The 20,154-nt window shown below is 71.5% G+C and carries 12 protein-coding genes; 7 read left to right on the forward strand and 5 right to left on the reverse strand.

Annotation, left to right across the window (positions count from 1 at the left end; translation table 11 throughout):
- Positions 1–21 precede the first annotated feature (21 nt).
- Complete coding sequence (locus ACFVIM_RS07730) at positions 22–813, reverse strand: hypothetical protein (RefSeq protein ID WP_384299749.1); 792 nt, start codon at positions 811–813, stop codon at positions 22–24.
- Positions 814–1,402: 589 nt separating this feature from the next.
- Here ACFVIM_RS07730 and ACFVIM_RS07735 point away from each other — a divergent pair.
- The gene (locus ACFVIM_RS07735; RefSeq protein ID WP_384299750.1) at positions 1,403–1,837 is read left to right on the forward strand and encodes a DUF2267 domain-containing protein; all 435 of its coding nucleotides are present in this window, start codon (positions 1,403–1,405) and stop codon (positions 1,835–1,837) included.
- Between the two features lie 138 nt (positions 1,838–1,975).
- Here ACFVIM_RS07735 and ACFVIM_RS07740 read toward each other — a convergent pair whose 3' ends face one another.
- The 4 genes from ACFVIM_RS07740 to ACFVIM_RS07755 all read right to left on the reverse strand — a co-directional run bounded on the left by ACFVIM_RS07740 (position 1,976) and on the right by ACFVIM_RS07755 (position 14,846).
- Complete coding sequence (locus ACFVIM_RS07740; RefSeq protein ID WP_384299751.1) at positions 1,976–2,407, reverse strand: DUF6896 domain-containing protein; 432 nt, start codon at positions 2,405–2,407, stop codon at positions 1,976–1,978.
- The gene (locus ACFVIM_RS07745; protein ID WP_384299752.1) at positions 2,404–9,342 is read right to left on the reverse strand and encodes an RHS repeat-associated core domain-containing protein; all 6,939 of its coding nucleotides are present in this window, start codon (positions 9,340–9,342) and stop codon (positions 2,404–2,406) included. The genes ACFVIM_RS07740 and ACFVIM_RS07745 overlap by 4 nt, the downstream gene beginning before the upstream one ends.
- A 122-nt stretch (positions 9,343–9,464) precedes the next feature.
- The gene (locus ACFVIM_RS07750) at positions 9,465–13,712 is read right to left on the reverse strand and encodes a LamG-like jellyroll fold domain-containing protein (protein WP_384299753.1); all 4,248 of its coding nucleotides are present in this window, start codon (positions 13,710–13,712) and stop codon (positions 9,465–9,467) included.
- A 300-nt stretch (positions 13,713–14,012) separates the two neighbouring features.
- The gene (locus ACFVIM_RS07755) at positions 14,013–14,846 is read right to left on the reverse strand and encodes an SAM-dependent methyltransferase (protein ID WP_384299754.1); all 834 of its coding nucleotides are present in this window, start codon (positions 14,844–14,846) and stop codon (positions 14,013–14,015) included.
- Between the two features lie 649 nt (positions 14,847–15,495).
- Between ACFVIM_RS07755 and ACFVIM_RS07760 the strand changes: the two genes are divergently transcribed.
- The 6 genes from ACFVIM_RS07760 to ACFVIM_RS07785 are packed head-to-tail and all read left to right on the forward strand — an operon-like array spanning position 15,496 to position 20,071.
- Complete coding sequence (locus ACFVIM_RS07760) at positions 15,496–15,855, forward strand: SchA/CurD-like domain-containing protein (protein ID WP_384299755.1); 360 nt, start codon at positions 15,496–15,498, stop codon at positions 15,853–15,855.
- Positions 15,852–16,244, forward strand: coding sequence for an antibiotic biosynthesis monooxygenase family protein (locus ACFVIM_RS07765; RefSeq protein WP_384299756.1), 393 nt, complete (start codon positions 15,852–15,854; stop codon positions 16,242–16,244). Before ACFVIM_RS07760 ends, ACFVIM_RS07765 begins: the two co-directional genes overlap by 4 nt.
- Entirely contained in the window at positions 16,216–16,467 is a 252-nt protein-coding gene (locus ACFVIM_RS07770; protein ID WP_384299757.1) for an acyl carrier protein, read from the forward strand. Before ACFVIM_RS07765 ends, ACFVIM_RS07770 begins: the two co-directional genes overlap by 29 nt.
- Positions 16,468–16,521: 54 nt before the next feature.
- Positions 16,522–17,469 carry a cupin domain-containing protein gene (locus tag ACFVIM_RS07775; protein ID WP_384299758.1) on the forward strand — a complete coding sequence of 316 codons (948 nt, stop codon included), beginning with the start codon at positions 16,522–16,524 and terminating at the stop codon, positions 17,467–17,469.
- Positions 17,466–18,788 (forward strand): beta-ketoacyl-[acyl-carrier-protein] synthase family protein, encoded by a 1,323-nt coding sequence (locus ACFVIM_RS07780; protein ID WP_384299759.1) that lies wholly within the window; start codon positions 17,466–17,468, stop codon positions 18,786–18,788. The genes ACFVIM_RS07775 and ACFVIM_RS07780 overlap by 4 nt, the downstream gene beginning before the upstream one ends.
- Positions 18,785–20,071 carry a beta-ketoacyl synthase N-terminal-like domain-containing protein gene (locus tag ACFVIM_RS07785; RefSeq protein ID WP_384299760.1) on the forward strand — a complete coding sequence of 429 codons (1,287 nt, stop codon included), beginning with the start codon at positions 18,785–18,787 and terminating at the stop codon, positions 20,069–20,071. Before ACFVIM_RS07780 ends, ACFVIM_RS07785 begins: the two co-directional genes overlap by 4 nt.
- Positions 20,072–20,154: the final 83 nt, after the last annotated feature.

Here is a 20,154-nt window from a genome sequence, read left to right on the forward strand (position 1 = left end):
CCTGACACCGTCTGACAGGCCCTACGCCTGACGCACGGGGGAACGGTCGTGGCCCCGGCCGGCACCCGGCCCGGGGCCACGGTCCGGTTCCGCTACGAGATCCCGGCCGGACCCGTCCCCGGCATCGCGCCGCGCCCCGCGCGGGGCCTCCCGCTCCGGCGCGCAGCGCAGCCGGTCCATATGGGTCATGAGCGCGGAGAGATGGGCGGCCAGCGCCGGATGAGACGCCTCCAGATACGGATGGACCGCGCACAGCGGGTGGATCAGATCGGCCGGATCGCTACAGGCCAGCGCCTGATCGAGGACGCGCAGGGACGGCCGGGCCGCCGGAGGGAAGTCGCCGAGCGCACTGACCTGGGCGGCGAGGCGGCGCAGGTCCGCGGCGTTGTCACGGGCCCAGGCGGTGACCGTGCGCTCGGCCGCACGGCGGTCCCGGGTGGCCCGCACCCGCTCCTCGCCGGTGGTCCCGGCGGGCCCGGGACGGAGCCGCAGATAGCGGCGTTCGGCGGCCTGACGGCTGGCGACCCCGAGGGGCGCGGCGAGCTCGGCCCAGCTGGCTCCCCCGTCCCGGGCGGCCTCGATCAGCCCCGGCTCCCAGGAGGCGAGCCGTTCCCGGACCTGGCGCAGCAGATGCAGCGAGTCCAGCGCCCGCTCCGGCCCTTCCGCCCCCTCGGCTTCCTCGGCCTCCATGGGCTCCGGGACGCGGGCGGCGGCGCGCAGGGCGTCCTGGATGGCCTCCAGCGCGGCGACAGCCGCGAGGAGGGGCACCGGGCGATCGTCGTGGTGCTCCATGGGGCGTTCGGATGTCGTCACGGATCCCTCCCTTACGAACTGTCAGACCGTCGTCCCGCCAACTGAGTTGTCGCGTCCGATTGTCGTCCTTCCGACGACAGATCAAGTTGTCATCGTTCTGACGACATGCTACAAGGGAGGGTAGGCGGAGCGCACACCCCGCACTCCTCCGGCCCGGCACTCGACGGTCACGGCTCGGGAACCACAGGAGGCTTCCCCGCTCTCAGCCGTTTCCCCCGCCGCGCGTCCTCATCGAGCTCCACGGGTCCGCCATGTCGCCCCGCCCACCGGGGCTTCCCCTCCCAGCGGTGGCGGCCCGCCCCCGAGAGGCGAGCCTCTCCGTACGACCGACAGCGAAGTCCGTCCGTACGACCGGTGCCGCGCCGCGGCACGGCACCACACGGCACCACTTCGAGTCCGCCCGCGCGGAGATCGCGTACCCCGCGCCTCACGTCACCAGCCAGCCCCGCCGCCGCGCCACGCGGCCGGGCCGGGACCGCCCGCCCGATGACCGGAGGGTTCCCCGTACGAGATCTACTGCGTCGGACGGCGCATGCCACACCCCGTCAGAAGCTGTCAGAACCATCAGACGAAAGGTGACCCACCGCCAATGCGCCAGCACCACGAACCTCTCACCCGGGGGTCGGGCATGACGTTCGGCCAGATGCTGGAAAGGATCCGCTACGACGGCGCCTACCCCACCCGGGAACGCGCCGAGCGGTCCACCCGCCCGGTCCTCGCCGCCCTCGGCCAACAGCTCACCGGCGACGAGCGGACCGACCTCGCGGCCTGCCTCCCCGACGAGGCCGCCACCCTCCTCTCCACCCAGCCCTCCCCGACCACCCCGCTCACCGGCCGCGAGTTCGTCCGCGACCTCGCCACCCGCACCGGCGGCACCCCCGCCACGGCCAGCTGGGACACCTGCGCCGTCCTGACGACGGTGGCCACCATCGCGGGCCCCGACCTGATGGACCGCGTCCTGGCCCAGCTGCCGCCGGGGTACGGCGCGCTGTTCGGGCGGCGGGAGCTGTCGGGGGTGGGCTGACGCACGTGCGCCGCTTGCCAGAGCCTCACGGTTCTGGCAAGCGGCGCATGGAGGAGTCGGTCACACATCGCCGCTGGCCCGCCGGCATCGGCGGGCATCACCCACTCCAGCACGACATGCCATCGCCATGGACGTCGGCTAACGGCCGTCGCTCGGCTGCTCAGCCTTCACCGCGAACCATCCCACTCCTCTCTCTTCGAGCTGCCCGGAATGAGCGAGGCGGCGGCACTCCTGAGTCAGCTGATCCTGGGGGGCCCTCAAGACGACCCCTCGGCTCGCAGAGAACCTCTGGATCCGCCATGCGTCGAAGGCCGACCTTCCATCAGGCAGAAAGTCGACATCAACCTCCCAGCCATCTTCCGTAACGAATAGACAGCCATTTCCGTGCACGGCGTACTCGATACTGCTGTCCTCGATGAATCCGGAGCGCGACATCCGTCCCGCGCGCACATATTGCACGATCTGAGCCAGCCTGGAGTTCAATTGAGGGAGTCCTTGCAGAGCTCTCAACTGAACTCGACTCAGGGCAGCAACATACGCCTGAACCTCAGCAGAGGTGTCACTCATCATCGGTATCCTGGCTTCTTGTGACGGTTGACCAACCTATCAGGACCCACCTCGGCCCATGCCGTGACCACATCATCGATGCCGCCGGAGTACTGCCCCAGAAGTTCGTCTTCGGAGACAATCCGATAGGGAACTTCGACCCCTGCGCGCTTGGCCGCCGCAACGCGGTGATGGCCATCGAGAACGTACAACTCACCACCATGCTGAGCGACCTTGATCGGATCGCCCTGCCAGCCGCCCTGCTTCATTGAGCTTGTCAGATTGTCGACGTTTCGTTTCGACGCATTGCCAGACAGCGCCTCAGTCCGCTTGAAGCTGTGCGGGTCGGCAGTCCCGCAGTTGTGAACGAGCACGGGTGTGGTACCAGCGAGCACGTAGTAGGTACGGACAGCGGAGATACTCAGGTCGTACATGAGGGAGGTACCGGGACGCCGGACGCTGCCCGTCACATCTGCGATGCCACCCGAAGGTGCCGTGAGGCGGCTCTCTCCGGTCAGGGCGCCCGCAGGCTTCCAGGAACGGGTGGCAAGGTCCCAGAAGGCGTGGTGCGCCGTCGTATTGATGACCGCCCGGTCGCCGTCCTCTGTACGCACATGGACATCGAGCAGGTCATCGTCCCGATGGACCAGTTCCGCCGTCACCTTCTGCGCGGACGTCAGGCCGGTCTCCGGGTCCGTGGCCAGTACCTCATCGCCGACCCGGACTTCCTCGATCGGCTTGGTGGTGCCATCGGCCATCAGCACCAGGGTTCCCGCCTTGAAGCTGTTGCCCGCCATGGCGAACAGGCAACTGGCAGGGACCGCCTTCTTACGCTTCAGATTCGCTTTGACGAGCTTGAAGGCGGCTTTGGCGACCTTTCCCGCAGCGGAAGTGACCGCGGTGATGACCGCGTCCCCCGCAGCTCTCTTGCAGCTTCCACCGCCGTCGCCCTGGGCGCAGTCCACATAATCCCGGACTCCCAGAACTTCTAGCACGTCCATATCGGGGGAGTTTCCGAACCAGCCGAGCCCGTCGGCGGCCACACAGAAGTCAGAGGTCTGCCCCATGCACGCACTGCGCGCCCAGTTCTCCAGGTTCCGCTGATACCCCAGACGCTCGTGATAGCTGTGCTTCATGATCCCCATCAGCTCGGTCTGAGTGGGGATTCGCTGGCCATGGATGACGACGGAGTCACGGTCACGCTGGATGACCGGCGGTCTGTTGCTCGACGGCGGTCGGGCCGCGGTCTTTCCGCCGCCTCCGATGGGGCGGTTGGTGTTGGGGTAGCCCGGGTTGACGACGCCGTCGCCGTTGGGGTCGTTCTTCGGGCAGTCGGCCATCATGTGCGGGCCGCAGCCGAGGCCGAGGCCCGTCGGGTCGGTGAAGGTGAGGGGGTTCTGGGCGGCGTAGGTGTAGCCGTTGAGGGTCTGCGGCTTGTCGGCCTCCAGGAGGGGGTCGACGCTGATGAAACGGCCGGTGGACGGGTCGTACTCGCGGGCGCCGAGATGGGTCAGGCCGGTGGACTTGGTGTCGTCGGTGCCGCCGACGAAGCCCTTGGTGCCGGGCCAGGCCCTGGGTTCGGTGCCGCGCGGGCCGCCGAAGGGCAGGGTACGGCGCTGGGTGAGGGCCTGGGTGGCGGCGTTCACGGCGAGGCCCGCCGTGCCGTGGTGGTCGGCCAGGGTGAAGGAGACGGAGCCGTCGTTCTCCTGGACGGCCTGGTGGCCGCCGCCGAGGGCGAGATAGCGGGTCGCCTCCGGAGTGGCCGTGGTGCCCTTGGGCAGGGTGATCTCGGTGGTGCCGAGGTAGAGCGTCGTCTCCGTCGGCGTCCGCGCGATGAGGCGGTTGCCCTCGGTGTCGTAGAGATAGCGGGTGATCTTGTCAGGACCCGATGCGACCGGCTCGGTGACCTTCGCGAGATGGCCCTCGGGATCCCACTCCAGGTTCTGGGGGGTCCCGTCGACCGTACGGCTGACGGTGTAGCCACCCCGGTAGACGAAGGAGTCGTTCGGCGTGCCGACGGGTCCGGCGCTGCTGACCGAGGTCAGGGCGTGCGGCTGGGGCTCGCCCTTGAGGGGGTACTCGTAGCTGCGGGTGATGTTCCTGGCGGTGTTGCCCTTGGTGTCGTGGAGGATCTCGGTGGAGCGCCCGCCGTCGGGGTTGTAGGTGTAGGAGTGCCAGTAGGGGGCGGGACCGCCGACGTTGGTGCCGGTGGGGGCGGTGGCGCAGGTGGCGGTGGACTGGGTCCACGCCTGGGTCAGCCGACGGGCCCAGTCGTAGGTGAAGCACTGGCTGTCGGTGCCGGAGCGGGAGACGTCGGTGACGGAGCGGACATTGCCCGCGTCGTCGTAGCGGTAGGTGTTGGACTGGTCCACCCCGGCGACATCCTCGCGGTCCACCCGGGTGGTGGAGAGCCGCTGGGTGCCCCACTCATAGCCGTTGGTGACCCAGGTCTTCTTGCCCGTACCGGCGAACAGCTCGTGCTGGAGCGGCTTGCCGGTGAGGCTGTAGCTGGTGTTCGCCTGGACGCCCTGGCTGTCGCCGAGGGCGATCGGGCGGAGGGTGTCGTCCTCGTAGGTGAAACTGACAGCCGAGGCGGGGAGTGCGCCCGCGGTCGGGTAGCCGATGGCCTGGACCGCGCCGGAGAGCAGGTAGGAGGTGGCCGAGGTGTAGGTGCCCGCCAGCTTGCCCTCGGTGGCCGGGATGGTGACCGACGTCCTCAGCGGTCGGTAGAGGCGGTCGTAGATGTCGACCCGGGAGCTGTAGGCGTGTCCGTTCTCGTAGCGGGTGGACCTCGCCGGGTGGCCCTTGGCTCCGGTGACGGTGTCGTACTCCCACTCGGCGCGCAGGGTTCCCGTGGCGGAGCCCTCACGGAGCTGGGTCTTGCGGCCGATTCCGTCGTAGGCGTACGCGAGGGTCTTGCCGGTGGCGTCGTTGGTGGTGGTGAGAAGCTGGCCCCGGTCGTCGTAGGTGCTCGTCGTGGTGCCCTTGTCGGGGTCCTTGGCGAGGATCTGGCGGCCGAGCAGGTCATAACCGTAGGACCACGCGTTCCCCGTCGGGCCGGTGATCTTCTCGATCTCGCCGCGCGCGGTGTAGGCGTAGCGGGTGGTGTCGTACGGGGCGTCGGCCGTGGGCTGGTGGTGCTGGCGCAGCTCCGTGGTGCGGCCCCGGGCGTCGGTGAGGGTGGTGGTGGCGGTCCCGCCGGTGGGCGGGATGACGGTGGTGCGGTCGCCGCCGTAGAGGGTCTTGGTGGTGTTGAGGACCTGGCCGCCGTCGCTGTTGCCCGCGATCTGGCTCACCTCGGTCTGCCGGTTCAGCCCGTCGTAGGTGTAGTGGGTCTGGGTTTCGACGCTCAGCGCGTTCGCGGGCTGGAAGAGGGTGGTGCCGGGCGCGCCGGTGGCGTAGTAGGAGGCGAACTCCTTGGTGGTCAGGCCCCGCTCGCCGTAGAAGGTGTCGGAGATCAGGGAGCCGCCGCCCGGACCCGGGGTCTGGGTCTGGCGGGGGCGCAGAAACCCGTCGTACAGGGTGTACGAGGTGCGGGGGACGCCCCGGTTGCCGAGGGTGGTGGTGCCGACGGCGATGGGCCGCTTGTCGGCGGCGTGGGTGTAGCTGAAGGCGTGGTTGGGGAGCTGACCGGTGTGGCGGTCGGCGAGCCAGACCTTGGACGAGCGGCCGAGGGCGTCGTAGGCGAAGGTGGTGACCTTGCCGTTGGTGTCGGTCTGCGTCAGCGGCAGTCCGCGCAGCCGGTCGAAGGTGGTGGTGCTGGTGTGCGCGGTCGCCGGGTCGCCCGCCGTGGTCGGCGGGTTGGTCAGGGTCAGGGTCGTGGTGAAGCCGATGGCGGGTGACCGCTCGGTGACCGTGGTACGGCCGGAGCGGACGACGCGGGTGATGTCTCCCGCCGCGGTGAACCGGACGGTGTTGGTGAGGTCCGTGGTGGTGACGGGACGCCCATAGGAGTCGAAGGTACCGCCGGACTCCAGATAGACCGCCGTGGTTCCCTCGTACTCCCGGAGCGCCGCCGACGCGGTGGCCAGGCCCTTCGTGGGCGGAGTGCCGTAGGGCTGGCCGTCGTAGGCGGTACGGATGTCGGAGATGACGTCAGCGGGCCGGGCGGGCGCGGTGCCACAGGGTCTGGCGACGGTCTCGACCCGGGCCGGGGAGGTGAGCACCGTGTCGGTGGCGGCGGTCGCCGCGTAGGTGGTGCGGGTGCAGACGTTGTCGGAGGCGGTGCTGTGGTTGCCCTTGTCGTCGACCTCGGTGATCCGGCCCGCGACGGTGTCGTAGGTGGTCGCGGTCGACACGGTGCGCCAGGAGGCGCCCGCGCCGTTGTCGAGCGAGGTGAGGGTGCGTGACTCCGCCGTGCCGGTGAAGTTGGCGGTGACCGTGCCCCAGTCACGGACCTTGCGCGCCGTCTCATGGCGCCAGGGCCGGTTGATGGTCTTGGCGAGGACCTTGCCGCCGGGGCCGGAGAACTGGACGGTCTTGTAGCCGAACCCCGCCGCCGACTCGTGGTCGGTGATCGGGGCCCCCTCCCCCTCGTCGAGGGTGGCGGTGGCGCTCTTGGTGCCACCGGTCCGGTTGAGCCGGTCGCCGTCCATGCCCCGCAGGAAATAACTGTCCTGCTGGGTCCGCAGCGCGGCAGCGCCGCCCTGGCCACCGCTCTGGGTACGGACCTGGCCGTAGCCGCGCCACTGGGACCAGGTCTTGTGCTTCTCCTTGGTCAGGCCGTCATCGTCGTCGTAGTGCCAGGCACCGCCGCCGAGGTAGTCGTACGCGGTGACCTTGTCCGGGGCTCCGCCGGTCCGGTCGGTCTCGGTCACCGCGGTGGTCACGTACTTGTTGAACCACTGGAGGGTGGGGTCGTCGGTCTCACTGCCACCGGTGTACTGGGGGAAGCAGCGGGTGGTATTGGTCTCGGGCGTCGGCAGCGCGGTCCAGGAGCAGGCCGGGGCGGAGTAGGTGGCGTCGATCTGGCCGCCGGACTCGTCGGCGACGGAGGAGAGCCGGTCCTTGATGAAGGGGGCGTAGCCGTCACCGGTCTTGTCGAGCCGGTTGGCGAGCTGGGTGTAGCCCAGGGTGGTCGGCGGCAGGGTGATGGCGGGGGTGGCGCTGTGCCCGGTCCGCTGGATGGAGCGCAGCCGGAGCTGGTAGTCGGTGTCCGCCATGCCCCAGTCGTGGGTCAGCTTCCAGGAGTCGGCCTTCTCGTACGCCGTGCCGTCGAGAACCTCGGTGGTGACGTCGGTCAGCAGCTTGCGGGTGAAGAAGGCCGGGGCGACCCGTCCCTGGTCACAGGTGGCTCCGGCGGCGCAGTTGAGGTCCCAGGGGGTGTCGTACCAGTACGAGGACTGGGTGTCGATGGTGCGGCAGTTGGCCGAGCCGAGCGGCAGACAGCGTTCGGCGCTGGTGAAGCGGACCCTGGCCAGGGCCTGCGTCCCGTACATGGAGCTGGACCGGAGCCCGTACTCGATCCGGTCGAGGGTGCCGCCGCGGACGTAGGGGGTGTTGTCCTTCGGCTCCAGGTTGCGGCCGTAGTGGTTGGTCTCCTTGGTGTAGTAGTACGCCAGCGCGTTGCCGTGGGGGTCGACGGCGTAGTCGAGGTTCCACCGCCACGCCTGCTGGCACCAAGAGGTGGCGAAGGTGGTGCCCTTGCACTCCTCGCCGGCGTCGTCGCCGTAGACGGGGACGGTCCAGGCGGAGTCGGTGGTCTCCTTGCCCTCGGTCCAGCCGGGCAGCCGGTGGTAGCCGAAGTAGTAGCGGCTGCCGTCGGGGGTGGTGACCCGCCAGTACTCGCCGTCGTTGTCGCCGTTGCCCCGGTTGACGGAGGTCAGGCGGTCGATCTTGGTGCCGTCGTCCTCGCGGAGCTTGAAGGTGTCCGCCCCCGTGGGGACGAGTTCACCGGCCTTGCCGTTGAAGCTGATGTAGGCGTTGTCATGGCTCCAGCAGAGGTCGCCCGGCTTGAAGCCGTCGGCGTTCTTGACCCCGTCGTCGGCACAGGGCTTGTAGCGGCGCTCGATGGAGCCGGGCCACAGGGAGAAGCCGTCGCCCGCCCACGAGGACTGGTTGTTGGTGGTGGCCGTGCGGCCGTCGACCGAGCCCGACGCGTAGGACAGCCCCACGGCGGGCAGCAGGCCGCCGGGGACCTGGGGCACCGGCAGCCCGTAGTTCCAGCTGAAGTCGCCGGTGTTGAGACTGACGTTCCAGGTCGCCGACGGGGAGAGGCTGGTGGCCTGGTAGTCGCCCTTGTCACCGGCGGCCGTCGTGGTCGCCGCCAGGACCGTCGCCGTGCGGGCCCGGAGGGTGACCCGGGGGGCGGTGAGTGTCTTCCGTTCCCGGTCATGCGTGGTGGGCAGCGGCTTCGCCGTACGGCAGGCCGTACGGTCCGGGGTGGTCAGCGCGCACGCGGGCAGCTCGACAAGGGTGAGCCGGGAGGCGTAGCCACCGCCGAAGACCTCGGCGAAGGGGGCGTAGTCCAGATGCGCCCGCACCAGGCCGACGGCGGCCGCCCCGTCGGGGCGCAGGGTGAAGAGGGGACCCTCCACTCCGGCCGCGCGGGCGACCGGGCGGCTCGCCATCCGGGCCTCGATCGTCCCGGCGGCGGTACCGGTCCGTCCGGCGACGGCGGTGTCGACCCGCACCGGCAGGCTGGTGTCCGCCGTGCGGGCCGTCGTCGCGGTGCCGGTCAGCGGGATGCGTACGGTCTGTGCCGTCGGCCAGATGGCGTGCGGTGCCCGGCCGGGCCGCTGGAGCCGTAGGGGCTCGGCGCGCCCGCCGGTGACCCGGGTTCCCGCCACGGGTGTCTCGGCCACGGGCAGGCCGGGGCGGCCCGTCCCGTCGTCCACGGCGGCGGCCGGTCCGGCCACCCCTTGGAGGAGGGTGCCGACCATGACGACGGCCGCCCCCAGGGCGATCCGTCTGCGGAGTGATGGATACGGCCTACTCTGTCTGTCTCTGCGATCTGTCATGTGCTGCGTCCTCCACGCATGTCTCCCCGCACCGTGGGTCACACGGCGCGGGGGGTGACTGGGCATATGTGGTCGTGACCCCCGGCGCTGTTCCGCGCCGGGGGTCACAGGGAGAGGGAGCGTCAGAGCCCTGGGACCGAGGTCGGCAACCCGGGCAGACCGAGCGCGAGTCCGGCGATCTGGGCCTCCGTCAGCGTCCCCTGGAAGGCCCAGAGGTCCGAGACCGCTCCCGGCCAGTGGCCGGTGCAGCCCGTTGCCGTGGCCGCGCAGCCCACCCGCAGGGGCCGGTCCGCGGCGAACGTCACCACGTTCTCCGCCCAGGAGACCCGCTCGGTGCAGTCGGCGGAGTCGGGACGGCCGTCGCCGTCGGCGTCGACGCACGCGGACTCTTCGAGCTCGCCGTTGACGTACAGCGACATCTGCTTCTCGAACCCGTCGTAGACCAGGGCCAGATGGGTCCACTCCTCGGCGTAGGGGGCGTGTCCGCTCTCGACATCGGTCACGGCCGCTCCTGCGCCGTCCCGGTCGGCGGTCCTGATCCGCCAGCGGCCCGGCTGCGAGCCCGAGCCCGGTTCGAAGCGCACCGTGAAGGCATTGGCCGTGGAGCCGGGTGCGCTGAGCAGCGTCATCGACCGGGTGGGGACGGACGCGGCCTGCGCCCAGCCCGCCACCGTGAAACTCGCGGCGGTGTCCACCGGCATATCGGCCGTGGCGTGGTCGTCGACGCCGTCGAGCACCATGCCACCGTCCACGAGTCCCTTGTCGCGCCCCACCCGGGCACCGCCGTGGAGGGTCAGGTCATGTCCCGAGGAGGACGAATCCGGTGTCCTGACGGGGGTGCCGGAGGACTCCGCGAACATCCACCGGGCCTTCACCAGAGGGCGCTGCCGGAACATCTGCTGCACCTCACCGGAGGAGACCGGCCGGTCGAAGAGCCGCACATCGTCGATGCGGCCGGGGAAGAAGGAGCCGGGTCGGCCCCCGTACTGACTGGCGCCGATCTGGACCGGCCCGCCCGCGTACCAGTCACCGGGCAGCGTGGCCGTCCCCGCCTTCCTGCCGTTGAGGTAGAAGGCCAGTTCGTCGATCGCGGCGTCGTAGACGCCCACGAGGTGCGCCCACTGACCGGCGCGCGCGGTCGTGCCCTCGGCCTGGAGGGCCCGGACCTGTCCGGCGTCGGGGCTGTCGGCCGTGTACGCCCGGATGCCCCACCGGTCATGGGTACGGGAGTAATAGAGCTCGAAGCCGGGCTTGTGCTCCCCGGCCTGGGAGACCACGACCGCCGCGTGATCCGGTTTGGCCGATGCCAGCCGGGCCCAGGCGGCCACGGTGAAGCCGCGCTGGTTGTTCAGGAGGGGGCGTTCGGTCGTGGCGTAGCCATCGGTGCCGTTGAACTCCGCGGCCCGGCCGGCCACTCCGGAGACACCAGGGGTGACACCGCCGTGGTGGAGGGCGGGAAGGGTCTCCGGTACACCACTGACCCGCATCGTTCCCGCGGGCTCGTCCAAGGCGAAGACGGCCCGCGCCGGGCGTCCGGACCGCAGTCGCTCCTTCCCATGCAGCCGGGTCACCTCCCCCTGTGCCAGCGGCTTGTCATAGATGTGCACCTCGTCGATGGTTCCGGGGAAGAAGTACTCGGGGCGGCCGTCGAAGGAGCCCGCGCCGATCTGGAGGCCGCGCCGCGCGTCCCAGGGCGAGTCATGGACGGTGGTTCCCACGAGCGTGCCGTCGACAAAGAGCTTCAGCTCGTTCTCGGTGGAGCTGTGTGTGCCCACGAGATGGACCCACTCGCCCACCCTCACTCCGCCTGGCTGGGACGGCATGGCGCGCACCGCGACGGCGCCCGGGGTGTCGGAGCGGTACTGCGCGAACGTCCAGCGGTCGTACGTGGTGGAGTACGAGATCTGGAATCCGGGTGAGTGGTTGCCCGGCTGGGCGGCGACGACCGCCGTGCCGTTCGGCTTCTTGGTGAGCTTCACCCAGGCCGAGACCGAGAAGCCGGTGTCGGTGGCGACGGTGGGGATGTCGGTGCGGGCGTAGTCGTTGACCCCGTCGAAGAGGACACCCGTGCCCAGGGCACCGGGCGCGCCGGTGGTCGCCCCGCCGATCAGGTCGGCGCCCCGCTCGGGCGCGGTGGCCGGGGTCTCACGGGCACCCGCGCCCTCGTCCAGGGACCAGGCGGCGCGCTCGGGCTGGCCCGCCTTGACCCGGAAGCGGTAGCTGGCGGGGGCCGAGGCGTTGCCCGCCGCGTCCACGGAGGTGACATAGAGGGTGTTGAGCCCGGCCTTGGTCGGCAGCAGCTTGATCGTCCGGCTGGCGCCCTCGGTGGTGGTGACGGTGTTGGCCGGGGTCGGATCGGTGTTGAGCCCGTACCAGTACCGGGTCACCTGGGCGCTGTTGCCGCGGATCTCGAACGTGCCGTACTTGCCCGTGCCGTCGTACCAGGGGTCGTCGGCGTTCTCCGGGTCGGAGGCCGGGTACTCCCCCGACGCGACGCCCGGTGACCGGGGCGCCGTGGCGTCGTACACGAAGTAGCAGGCCGTGGCGGTGCCCACGGAGGACCAGGGGGAGAACTCGGCCTTGTCGAAGCTGCGGACCTGCCAGGCGATCTGCCGGTTCTGGGGGATGGTGTCGGGCAGCAGAATGGCGAAGTCGGAGCCCGACCTCTTGTAGCGGGACAGTCCGCCCTGCCAGCTGCCGTCGCCGCCGTCCCAGGTGGCCCGGAACTGGAGCGCGACCTCGTCGCCGTCCGGGTCGGTGATGTCATTGGCGTAGATCGCGCCCAGGCTCCGGATCCGGGGAGCGTCTTCGGGCCGCTTGCAGACGCCGCCGTACTCCATGGTCAGCTGTGTCATCCGGACCTGGGTGGGCGGACGGTTGTACAGCACCCGCAGATAGGCGTCGTCGGAGAAGCGCTTCCACCCGTAGGCGTCGGTCTCGCTCGCCGCCCGCAGCCCGAAGGTCAGGCTGGTCCGCGGACCCGTGACGGCCTTGCGTACGGCGGCGGTCACATCGAACTCCGCGTCACGCTTGGCGCACCCGTCGAAGCCGTAGGCGAAGGACGCGGTGCGCAGGTGCTCGATCCAGAAACCCTTCGCCAGCTGGGAGTTCCAGGTGGTCGAGGCGCCGATTCCCTCGGTGCGCCACAGTTCCACGCCCCGGGGGGAGCACGACGCCGACCACGTGTTGTGCGTGACGAACTCGGCCGACAGCACGGACTTGCCCTGGAACCGGCCGAGGGGGAACTGGTAGAAGAGCCGCTTGGTGTCCTGCGGCTGACAGTACTGCCAGCCGCAGTAGCCCAGGCCCGCGTCGGCCGCGCCGTTGAACCGGTGCTGGGGACTGCCCGCCCAGTACTCGGACACCATGGTCCAGTCGGCCGCCTTGGGGCTGAACCACTGAGGGTCGATGAAGACCGGATAGACCGTACCGGACCCCTTCAGCACCCCGGGGTCGGGCCGCAGGACGAGCGCGCTCTGGTCTGCGGGGATGTCGACGCCGACCGGGGCGAGCCTGCCCGACTCCCCCGGACCGGGTTCCGCCGACGCGTCGGGCGCGGGGCCGCCCGGGCCGGTCGGACTGGTCGGGCCGGTCGGACTGGTCGGGGCCGACCGTGCGGCCCGCTGGGCGGGACCCGGCCGGGCGCTGGAGTCCCACATCAGCGGGCGCGGCGCCTCGAACACGGCGCCTCCCGAGCCCTGGTCCACGGCCCGCAGCCCGCCGTCCGCGGTCTCCCGCACCCGCAGGTCGGCGGCGTCCAGCCGCAGCCGCAGCTCTCCGAGGCGGGGGTTGGCCGCCGCGTTGGCGGACTTCACCACCAGGAGCTGAGTGAAGCCGTCCTCCCGGGCGGCGAGCCGGAGATCGACGCCGGGCAGGACTTCCGGGTAGGTGACGGTGTCCCCGCGCAGCTGGGGCGCGGGAAGAGGGTCCGGCCAGGAGAGGGTGAGATCACGGCCCGCCTTGCTCATCCGTACCAGAGGAGCGTCACCGCCACCCGAGAACTCCAGGCCCACGGTGACCGCCTTGGGGGTGACCGCTCCCGCCGCGGTCCGGGCCAGCGTGGTGTCGACCGGATGCCAGCGGCCATCGATCCGCACCCGTACGGGTCGCAGGTGTTCCCGGGCCTCGAAGCGGCCGTCGGCGGTGGCGAAGACCTCGCTGCTCTCGCCCCGGCGGGAGAGCACCTCGACGGGCCGCCCGGTGCTCTTGGCCAGCCGCTGGGCCTCGGCCTCGCTCTCGGCGGCCGGGGCGGACCCGGTGGTGGGCGCGCCGGGCGCCGTCGGCCCGGCAGCCGCGCCCGATGTGACGCCCCGTGCGGCACCGTAGGCCGTGAACGGGGTCAGCAGACCCACGACCATCGCTCCGGACACGGCGATGCCCCATGCCCGAGCACCCCCTCCGACATTCACCAGAACAACACATCCCCCACCGAATACACAGAACATGCACTTGACATGATCATTTGAAGAGTTCACGGGACAGTAAGCGAACCATTACCGGCTGTCCAGTGACATTCGGCGCACCCCGGTACGGGGCAAGCTGGATGGTGCATGAGAGAGGCGCACATCACCTGACGCGTCGTCCGAACGCGGGTCAGGGAGGCCCGGGCTTCCGGGCCTCCCTGACGGAGTGCGGTGCGGGCGCCTCCCCGAGGCGGGGCGGCCTGCGGCTCAGGCCGTGCGGGCCGCCTCGACCAGCCACATGCGGGCGTCGCCGACCAGGGCGGGGTCGGTGAGTTCGGGGACCGGGCGGCCGTGGGTGGCGGCGAGGGTGGTCTGAGGGGTGGTCGAGGCGGACCAGCCTCGGTCGGCGAGCCAGGCGACCGGGTCCTCCAGGGTGGAGCGCCAGGCGGCGTTGGTGTGCTTGAGCCTCTCGTGGACGGCGGCGAGCTGGGGCAGCCGGGTGTAGGCGCCGTTGACATGTTCGAGGGCGAGCCGGCTGCCCGGGGCGGCGAGGGTGCCGACGCGGTGCAGCAAAAGGTCGTTGTCGTCCGGGTCCAGGTACATCATCAGCCCCTCGATCAGCCAGGCCGTCGGGCGGCTCGGGTCGAGCCCGGCGGCCAGCAGCAGGCACGGCCAGTCGTCGCGGAGGTCGGCGCGGACCGGGCGGCGGTCGCAGGAGGGCCGGGCGCCCAGGCCCCCGAGCACCCCGTCCTTGAACTCCATCAGTGCGGGCAGGTCCGCCTCGTAGAGGGTGAAGCCGTCCGGCCACGGGAGCCGGTAGGCGCGGCTGTCGAGGCCCGCCGCCAGGATGACGGCCTGCTCGCAGCCCGAGGTGGCGGCGCGGCCGAGGAAGTCGTCGAAGAAGCGGGTCCGCAGCACGAAGTGGCCCTGGTTGAGGCGGCCCGCCTCGGCGACCCGGATCCACCCGGCGGCGTCGACGAAGGAGCGGGCGTAGGGGTCGTCGAAGAGCCGGTCGGTCCGGGCGCTCTCGGTGGCGCGGGCCTGCGCCACGATCAGCGCGGTCCGGCTGACGCCATGGGTGGGGAGGGTGTCGGTGGTCATGGGCGGCTGCCTCCTGTGCTGGATGGGTCGGTAACTGCTGGTCGCGCTGGGGGCGGTGACGTGGTGGGGCGTCCGGCGCGTGGCTGAGGGGGGCGGTACGGACCCGGGTACGCGACGGGGCCGTACGGACCCGGGTACGCGACGCGACGGGGCGGTACGGACCCCGCGACGGTGAGGTCCCGCGCCCGTACCGCCGTCGCTCCCGGTGCCCTGTCGCCGCGTGCCCGTACCGTCTTCGCTCCCGGTGGCGGATCCCCCCGTCCCCGCCACCGGGGCGTAGGCCGTGTCGTCACAGCCCCGCCTGGCCCGCGATGCCCTCCGGGCGGACGGCGCCATTTCGACAACACGACCTCGCGCGGCGGAAACCGTACGTACTCCCGTAGGCGGGGAGTCCGACGGCGCCGCACCGCGCCGACGAGCACGGTAGGGCGGCGGTGGGTGGCGCGTCTTCCCGCGCCGGGGGGAGACGGGGTCGCCCGCCGGGAGGAGGTCCCCGTCGCCGGGGGGAGGCGGACCGTGCGCGGGGAGGAGGGCTCCTCCCCGGTGGGGAGATGGATCTCGGTCCGGCGCCGGAAGACCCGGGGGGCGGCGCGGCGGCACTCTGTGCGCAGCCGCCGGGAAAGCCGGTTCGGCCGAGAGGAGAACTCCCATGGAGCGTTACGCGATCAGCTTCCACGTCAAGCCGGGGACGGAGGAGGTGGTCCGCGATCTGCTCGCGACCTACACCCCGCCGGAGTGGGTGACGCCCGACGGCGCGCGGCTGCTGAGCACCTCGATCTTCATGAAGGACGGTCTGGTCGTCCGGTTCATGGAGATCGACGGTGCCCTGCCCCGGGTGATGGCCCACCTCGCGCGCCAGCCCGGGATCCAGGAGCTGGAGCGCAAGCTCAACGACTACCTGGTCGAGCCGAGGGACATGACCTCCCCGGCCGGGGCCCGCGCCTTCTTCCAGAAGGCGATGATGGAGCACGTCACCACCCGGAGCGCGGTCTTCGAGGAGAGCGCGTGACGGCGTCCGCGCCGCGCGGTGCCGGGGAGCCGGACAGGGGGGCCGCCGTCGGGCCGGGCGGCCGGGTCGTCTTTCTGATCAGGGTTCCCGCCGGGCGGCGGGAGGAGTTCCTCGACGCCTACCAGAGCATCCGCCACGAGGTGGCGCGCGGGGTCCCGGGGCATCTCGGGGACCAGGTCTGCCAGTCCGCGACCGACCCGGAGCAGTGGCTCATCACCAGCGAGTGGCGTGACCTCGCCGACTTCGAGACCTGGGAGCGCTCCGAGGACCACCGGGCGCTGGTGCGGCCGATGCGGGTCTGTTTCACCGAGGCCCGGTCGCTCCGCTTTCACATCCGTATGTCTACCGAGAGGAACTCCGATGACATCGTCGAATCCCGTACGGGCTGATCTGCTCACCATGCTCGCGGCGGTCGGTCTTGAGCCCTCGACCGGGAAGGCGGCGCTGGACCGCTCCTTCGAGGAGCTGGACCTGGACTCGCTGGCCCGGGTCGAGCTGGCCAGCCGGATCAAGGGCCGCTACGGCATCGACATCGAGGACGAGATCACCCCGCAGCGCACGCCCGCCGAGGTCGAGGAGCTCATCGGCGCGCGGCTGGCGACGGCGGCCTGACTCCATCCCGGCACCGCCCTTCGCCACGAGGCACTGAGGAACGAGGCGCACACCATGATCGGGCACACCGACAACCACATCGATATCGACGCACCCCTGGGGTACGTCTGGAACCGCACCAACGATCTGCGGGCCTGGCCGGAGCTGTTCTCCGAGTACGCGAGCGTGGAGATCCTGGAGGAGGACGAGAGCTCCGCCGTCTTCCGGCTCACCATGCACCCGGACGAGCAGGGCCACTCCTGGTCCTGGGTCTCCGAGCGGCGCTGGGACACCGCCGCGCGGGTGGTGAAGGCGCGCCGGGTGGTCACCGGCCCCTTCGAGTTCATGAACATCACCTGGACCTTCGAGGAGCTGGGTCCCGACGCCACCCGGATGCGCTGGGTCCAGGACTTCCAGATGCGGCCGGACGCGCCGCTGGACACCGCCGCGATGACCCACCGGATCAACGGGAACACCGCCGTCCAGATGAAGCTGATCAAGCAGCGGATCGAGCGGGCCCGCTGTCTGGTGGTCGGCATGGACGAGGTCCCGTCGAACACCCGGCGCGGCGGCGATCTGCGGACCCTGCTCTCCCCCGCCAACGCCGGGACGACCGCGGGCTTCTGCGGCGCGGTCCGGCTGAAGCCGGGCGAGGGCGTCTCCGAGCACTACCACCCGTACTCCGAGGAGTACCTCTTCGTCGCCCGGGGTGAGCTGCGGGTCGATCTGGACGGGGAGCCGGTCGTCCTCGGTGCCGAGCAGGCGCTGCACATCCCGCGCAACGTACGCCACCGGCTGACCAACACCGGGAACGAGCAGGCCCTGGTGGTCTTCCAGATCGGTCCGCTGGCGCCGGAGCCGCACCTGGGGCATGTCGACACCGAGCCGTACCCGGGTGAGGAGGCCGCGCCGGGCGGGGACGCCTCCGCCGGGCGCTCCTCGGCCCGGGCGGGCGGGGTGCCCGCCGTGCCGCTGCACGCCGCGATCTCCCTGGTCCCGCTCGACCCGACGGCGGTGCGATGAGAGCGGCCCCGCCCGCGCGCGGTGGCGGGCGCCGCCGCGCCGTGGTCACCGGCATCGGCGTCGTCGCCCCCGGCGGCAGTGGGCGCGAGGCGTTCTGGGAGCGGATCACCAGCGGGAAGTCCGCCGTCCGCACCATCTCCACCTTCGACCCCGGACCGTTCCGCTCCCGGATCGCCGCCGAGTGCGACTTCACCGCCGCCGAGCACGGTCTGACGCCCCGGGAGATCCGGCGGACCGACCGGTTCGCACAGTTCGCGATGGTCGCGGCCGACGAGGCGGTACGGGACTCCGGGCTCGCCCTCGGCACGGGCGCCGCTCCTGGCGCGGACACCGATACCGACCAGGTCGGGGTGGTCCTCGGCTCGGCGGTCGGCGCCTCCATCACCCTGGAGGACGAGTATGTCGTCGTCAGCGACCGGGGACGGCACTGGGAGGTCGGGCCCGAGCACGCGATGCCGTTCCTGTACCAGGCCCTGGTGCCCTCCAGCGCCGCCACCGAACTCGCCGTACGGTTCGGGGCACACGGCCCGGCGGCCGTCGTCTCCACCGGCTGCACCTCCGGCATCGACGCCATCGGCCACGCGCTGCGGCTGATCGAGGACGGCGAGGCCGACGTCATGATCGCCGGGGCCTCGGACGCCCCGATCACCCCGATCACGGTGGCCTGCTTCGACGCCATCCGGGCGACCAGCCCCCTCAACGAGAGCCCCGAGGAGGCGTCCCGCCCCTTCGACGCCGACCGCAAGGGCTTCGTCCTCGGCGAGGGCTGCGCGATCCTCGTGGTGGAGGAGCTGGAGCACGCCCGCGCCCGGGGCGCCCGGATCTACTGCGAGATCGCGGGGTACGCGGCCCGCGCCAACGGCTTCCATATGACCGGGCTCCGCCCCGACGGATACGAACTCGGCGAGGCCATCAAGGACGCCATGGCCCAGTCCCGGCTCACCGCCGCCGACCTCGGCTACATCAGCGCGCACGGCTCGGGAACGCTCCAGAACGACCGGCACGAGACCGCCGCGTACAAGAACGCGCTCGGGGAGGCGGTACGGAAGGTGCCCATCAGCTCCATCAAGTCGGTCATCGGACACTCGCTCGGCGCCATCGGCTCCATCGAGATGGCCGCCTGCGCCCTCGCCATCGACCGGGGAGTGGTGCCACCGACGGCCAATCTCCACCGGCGGGACCCCGAGTGCGACCTGGACTACACCCCGCTGACCGCCCGCGAGACCCCGGTACGCAACGCGCTCTCCGTGGGCAGCGGCTTCGGGGGCTTCCAGTCGGCGATGGTCTTCGCCCGTAACCCGCTGGCGGGTGCGGCATGAGCGCGCCGACCACCACCGCCGCGGCACCGCGCGCCGGCGTACGCCAGGTGATCACCGGCATCGGTGTGGTGGCCCCCACCGGGATCGGGGTGGCCGAACACTGGCGGACCACACTGGACCGTACCGGGCGCACCGCGCCGATCACCGACTTCCCCGTCTCCGCGCGCTCGGCGCGGGTCGCCGGGCAGGTACGGGGGTTCGACCCGGCCGCCCATGTCGACCGCAAACTGCGGGTGCAGACCGACCGCTGGACCTGGATGGCGCTGGCGGCGGGACGCCTCGCGCTCACGGACGCGGCGCTGGACCCCGGCGCCCATGACCCCTTCGACCTGTCGGTGGTCACCGCCAGCTCCTCCGGCGGCAACGCGTTCGGACAGCGCGAGATCCACCACCTCTGGAAGGAGGGCCCGCACGCGGTCACGGCCTACCAGTCCATCGGCTGGTTCTACGCCGCCAGCAGCGGCCAGCTCTCCATCCGCGACCAGCTCAAGGGCGCCTGCGGAGTGCTCGTCGCCGACGGGGCCGGAGGGCTCGACGCCCTCGCCCAGGCACGGCGGCTGATCGCCCGGGGCACCGGAGCCGTCGTCGTCGGCGGTACGGAGGCACCGCTGTCCCCGTACGCCGTGGCCTGCCACGCGGGACAGCCCGGCCTCAGCACCGAGGCCGACCCCCGCCGGGCCTACCGCCCCTTCGCGGCGGACAGCCCCGGTCATATACCGGGCGAGGGCGGGGCCCTGCTGGTGGTCGAGGACGCCGACTGGGCGCGGCGGCGCGGGGCGCCCGCGCCCTACGCCGAACTCCTCGCCACGGCCGCCACCCATGACGGCCACCATCCCACCGAGCCGCCGCCGGACCACCGGCAGCTGGCCCGGGCCATCACCACCTGCCTGGAACGGGCGGGGCTGACACCTCAGGAGGTCGATGTGGTTTTCGCCGACGGAGCCGGGGATCCGGAGTGGGACTATCACGAACGGGAGGCACTGGTCGAGGTCTTCGGGCGACGCGGCGTCCCGGTCGCCGTGCCCAAGACCGCGACCGGGCGCCTGAACTCGGGCGGGGCGGCGCTCGACGTCGCCTGGGCGGCGCTGGCGCTGGCCACCGACACCGTGCCTCCGTCCGTCGCGGGGGCGGTCGGGGCCGATGACGCGCTCGATCTCGTGGACGGCGCACGAACCGGGCTGGGGCTGCGCACCGCGCTGGTGGTGGCACGTGGCACGGGCGGGTTCAACTCGGCCGCGCTGCTGGGGCTGCCCGCGTCGGGGCGGCGGGAGCTGGCCGTGTGAGGGACCCTGTCGCTGAGACACAGCGGTCGCAGCCGACGACGCGTGGTGTGGAGTGCGCGGTGGTCGCGGTCGCAGTCGAGGAC

The organism is Streptomyces sp. NPDC057638, from assembly GCF_042800315.1.
In the GTDB taxonomy this organism is placed as follows: domain Bacteria; phylum Actinomycetota; class Actinomycetes; order Streptomycetales; family Streptomycetaceae; genus Streptomyces.

What these genes read in the sequence shown, in the direction of transcription:
- ACFVIM_RS07735 (WP_384299750.1), top strand. Translation starts at nt 1,403, where the DNA reads ATGCGCCAGCACCACGAACCTCTCACCCGGGGGTCGGGCATGACGTTC.
- ACFVIM_RS07740 (WP_384299751.1), bottom strand. Translation starts at nt 2,407, where the DNA reads ATGATGAGTGACACCTCTGCTGAGGTTCAGGCGTATGTTGCTGCCCTG.
- ACFVIM_RS07745 (WP_384299752.1), bottom strand. Translation starts at nt 9,342, where the DNA reads ATGACAGATCGCAGAGACAGACAGAGTAGGCCGTATCCATCACTCCGC.
- ACFVIM_RS07755 (WP_384299754.1), bottom strand. Translation starts at nt 14,846, where the DNA reads ATGACCACCGACACCCTCCCCACCCATGGCGTCAGCCGGACCGCGCTG.
- ACFVIM_RS07760 (WP_384299755.1), top strand. Translation starts at nt 15,496, where the DNA reads ATGGAGCGTTACGCGATCAGCTTCCACGTCAAGCCGGGGACGGAGGAG.
- ACFVIM_RS07770 (WP_384299757.1), top strand. Translation starts at nt 16,216, where the DNA reads ATGACATCGTCGAATCCCGTACGGGCTGATCTGCTCACCATGCTCGCG.
- ACFVIM_RS07775 (WP_384299758.1), top strand. Translation starts at nt 16,522, where the DNA reads ATGATCGGGCACACCGACAACCACATCGATATCGACGCACCCCTGGGG.
- ACFVIM_RS07780 (WP_384299759.1), top strand. Translation starts at nt 17,466, where the DNA reads ATGAGAGCGGCCCCGCCCGCGCGCGGTGGCGGGCGCCGCCGCGCCGTG.
- ACFVIM_RS07785 (WP_384299760.1), top strand. Translation starts at nt 18,785, where the DNA reads ATGAGCGCGCCGACCACCACCGCCGCGGCACCGCGCGCCGGCGTACGC.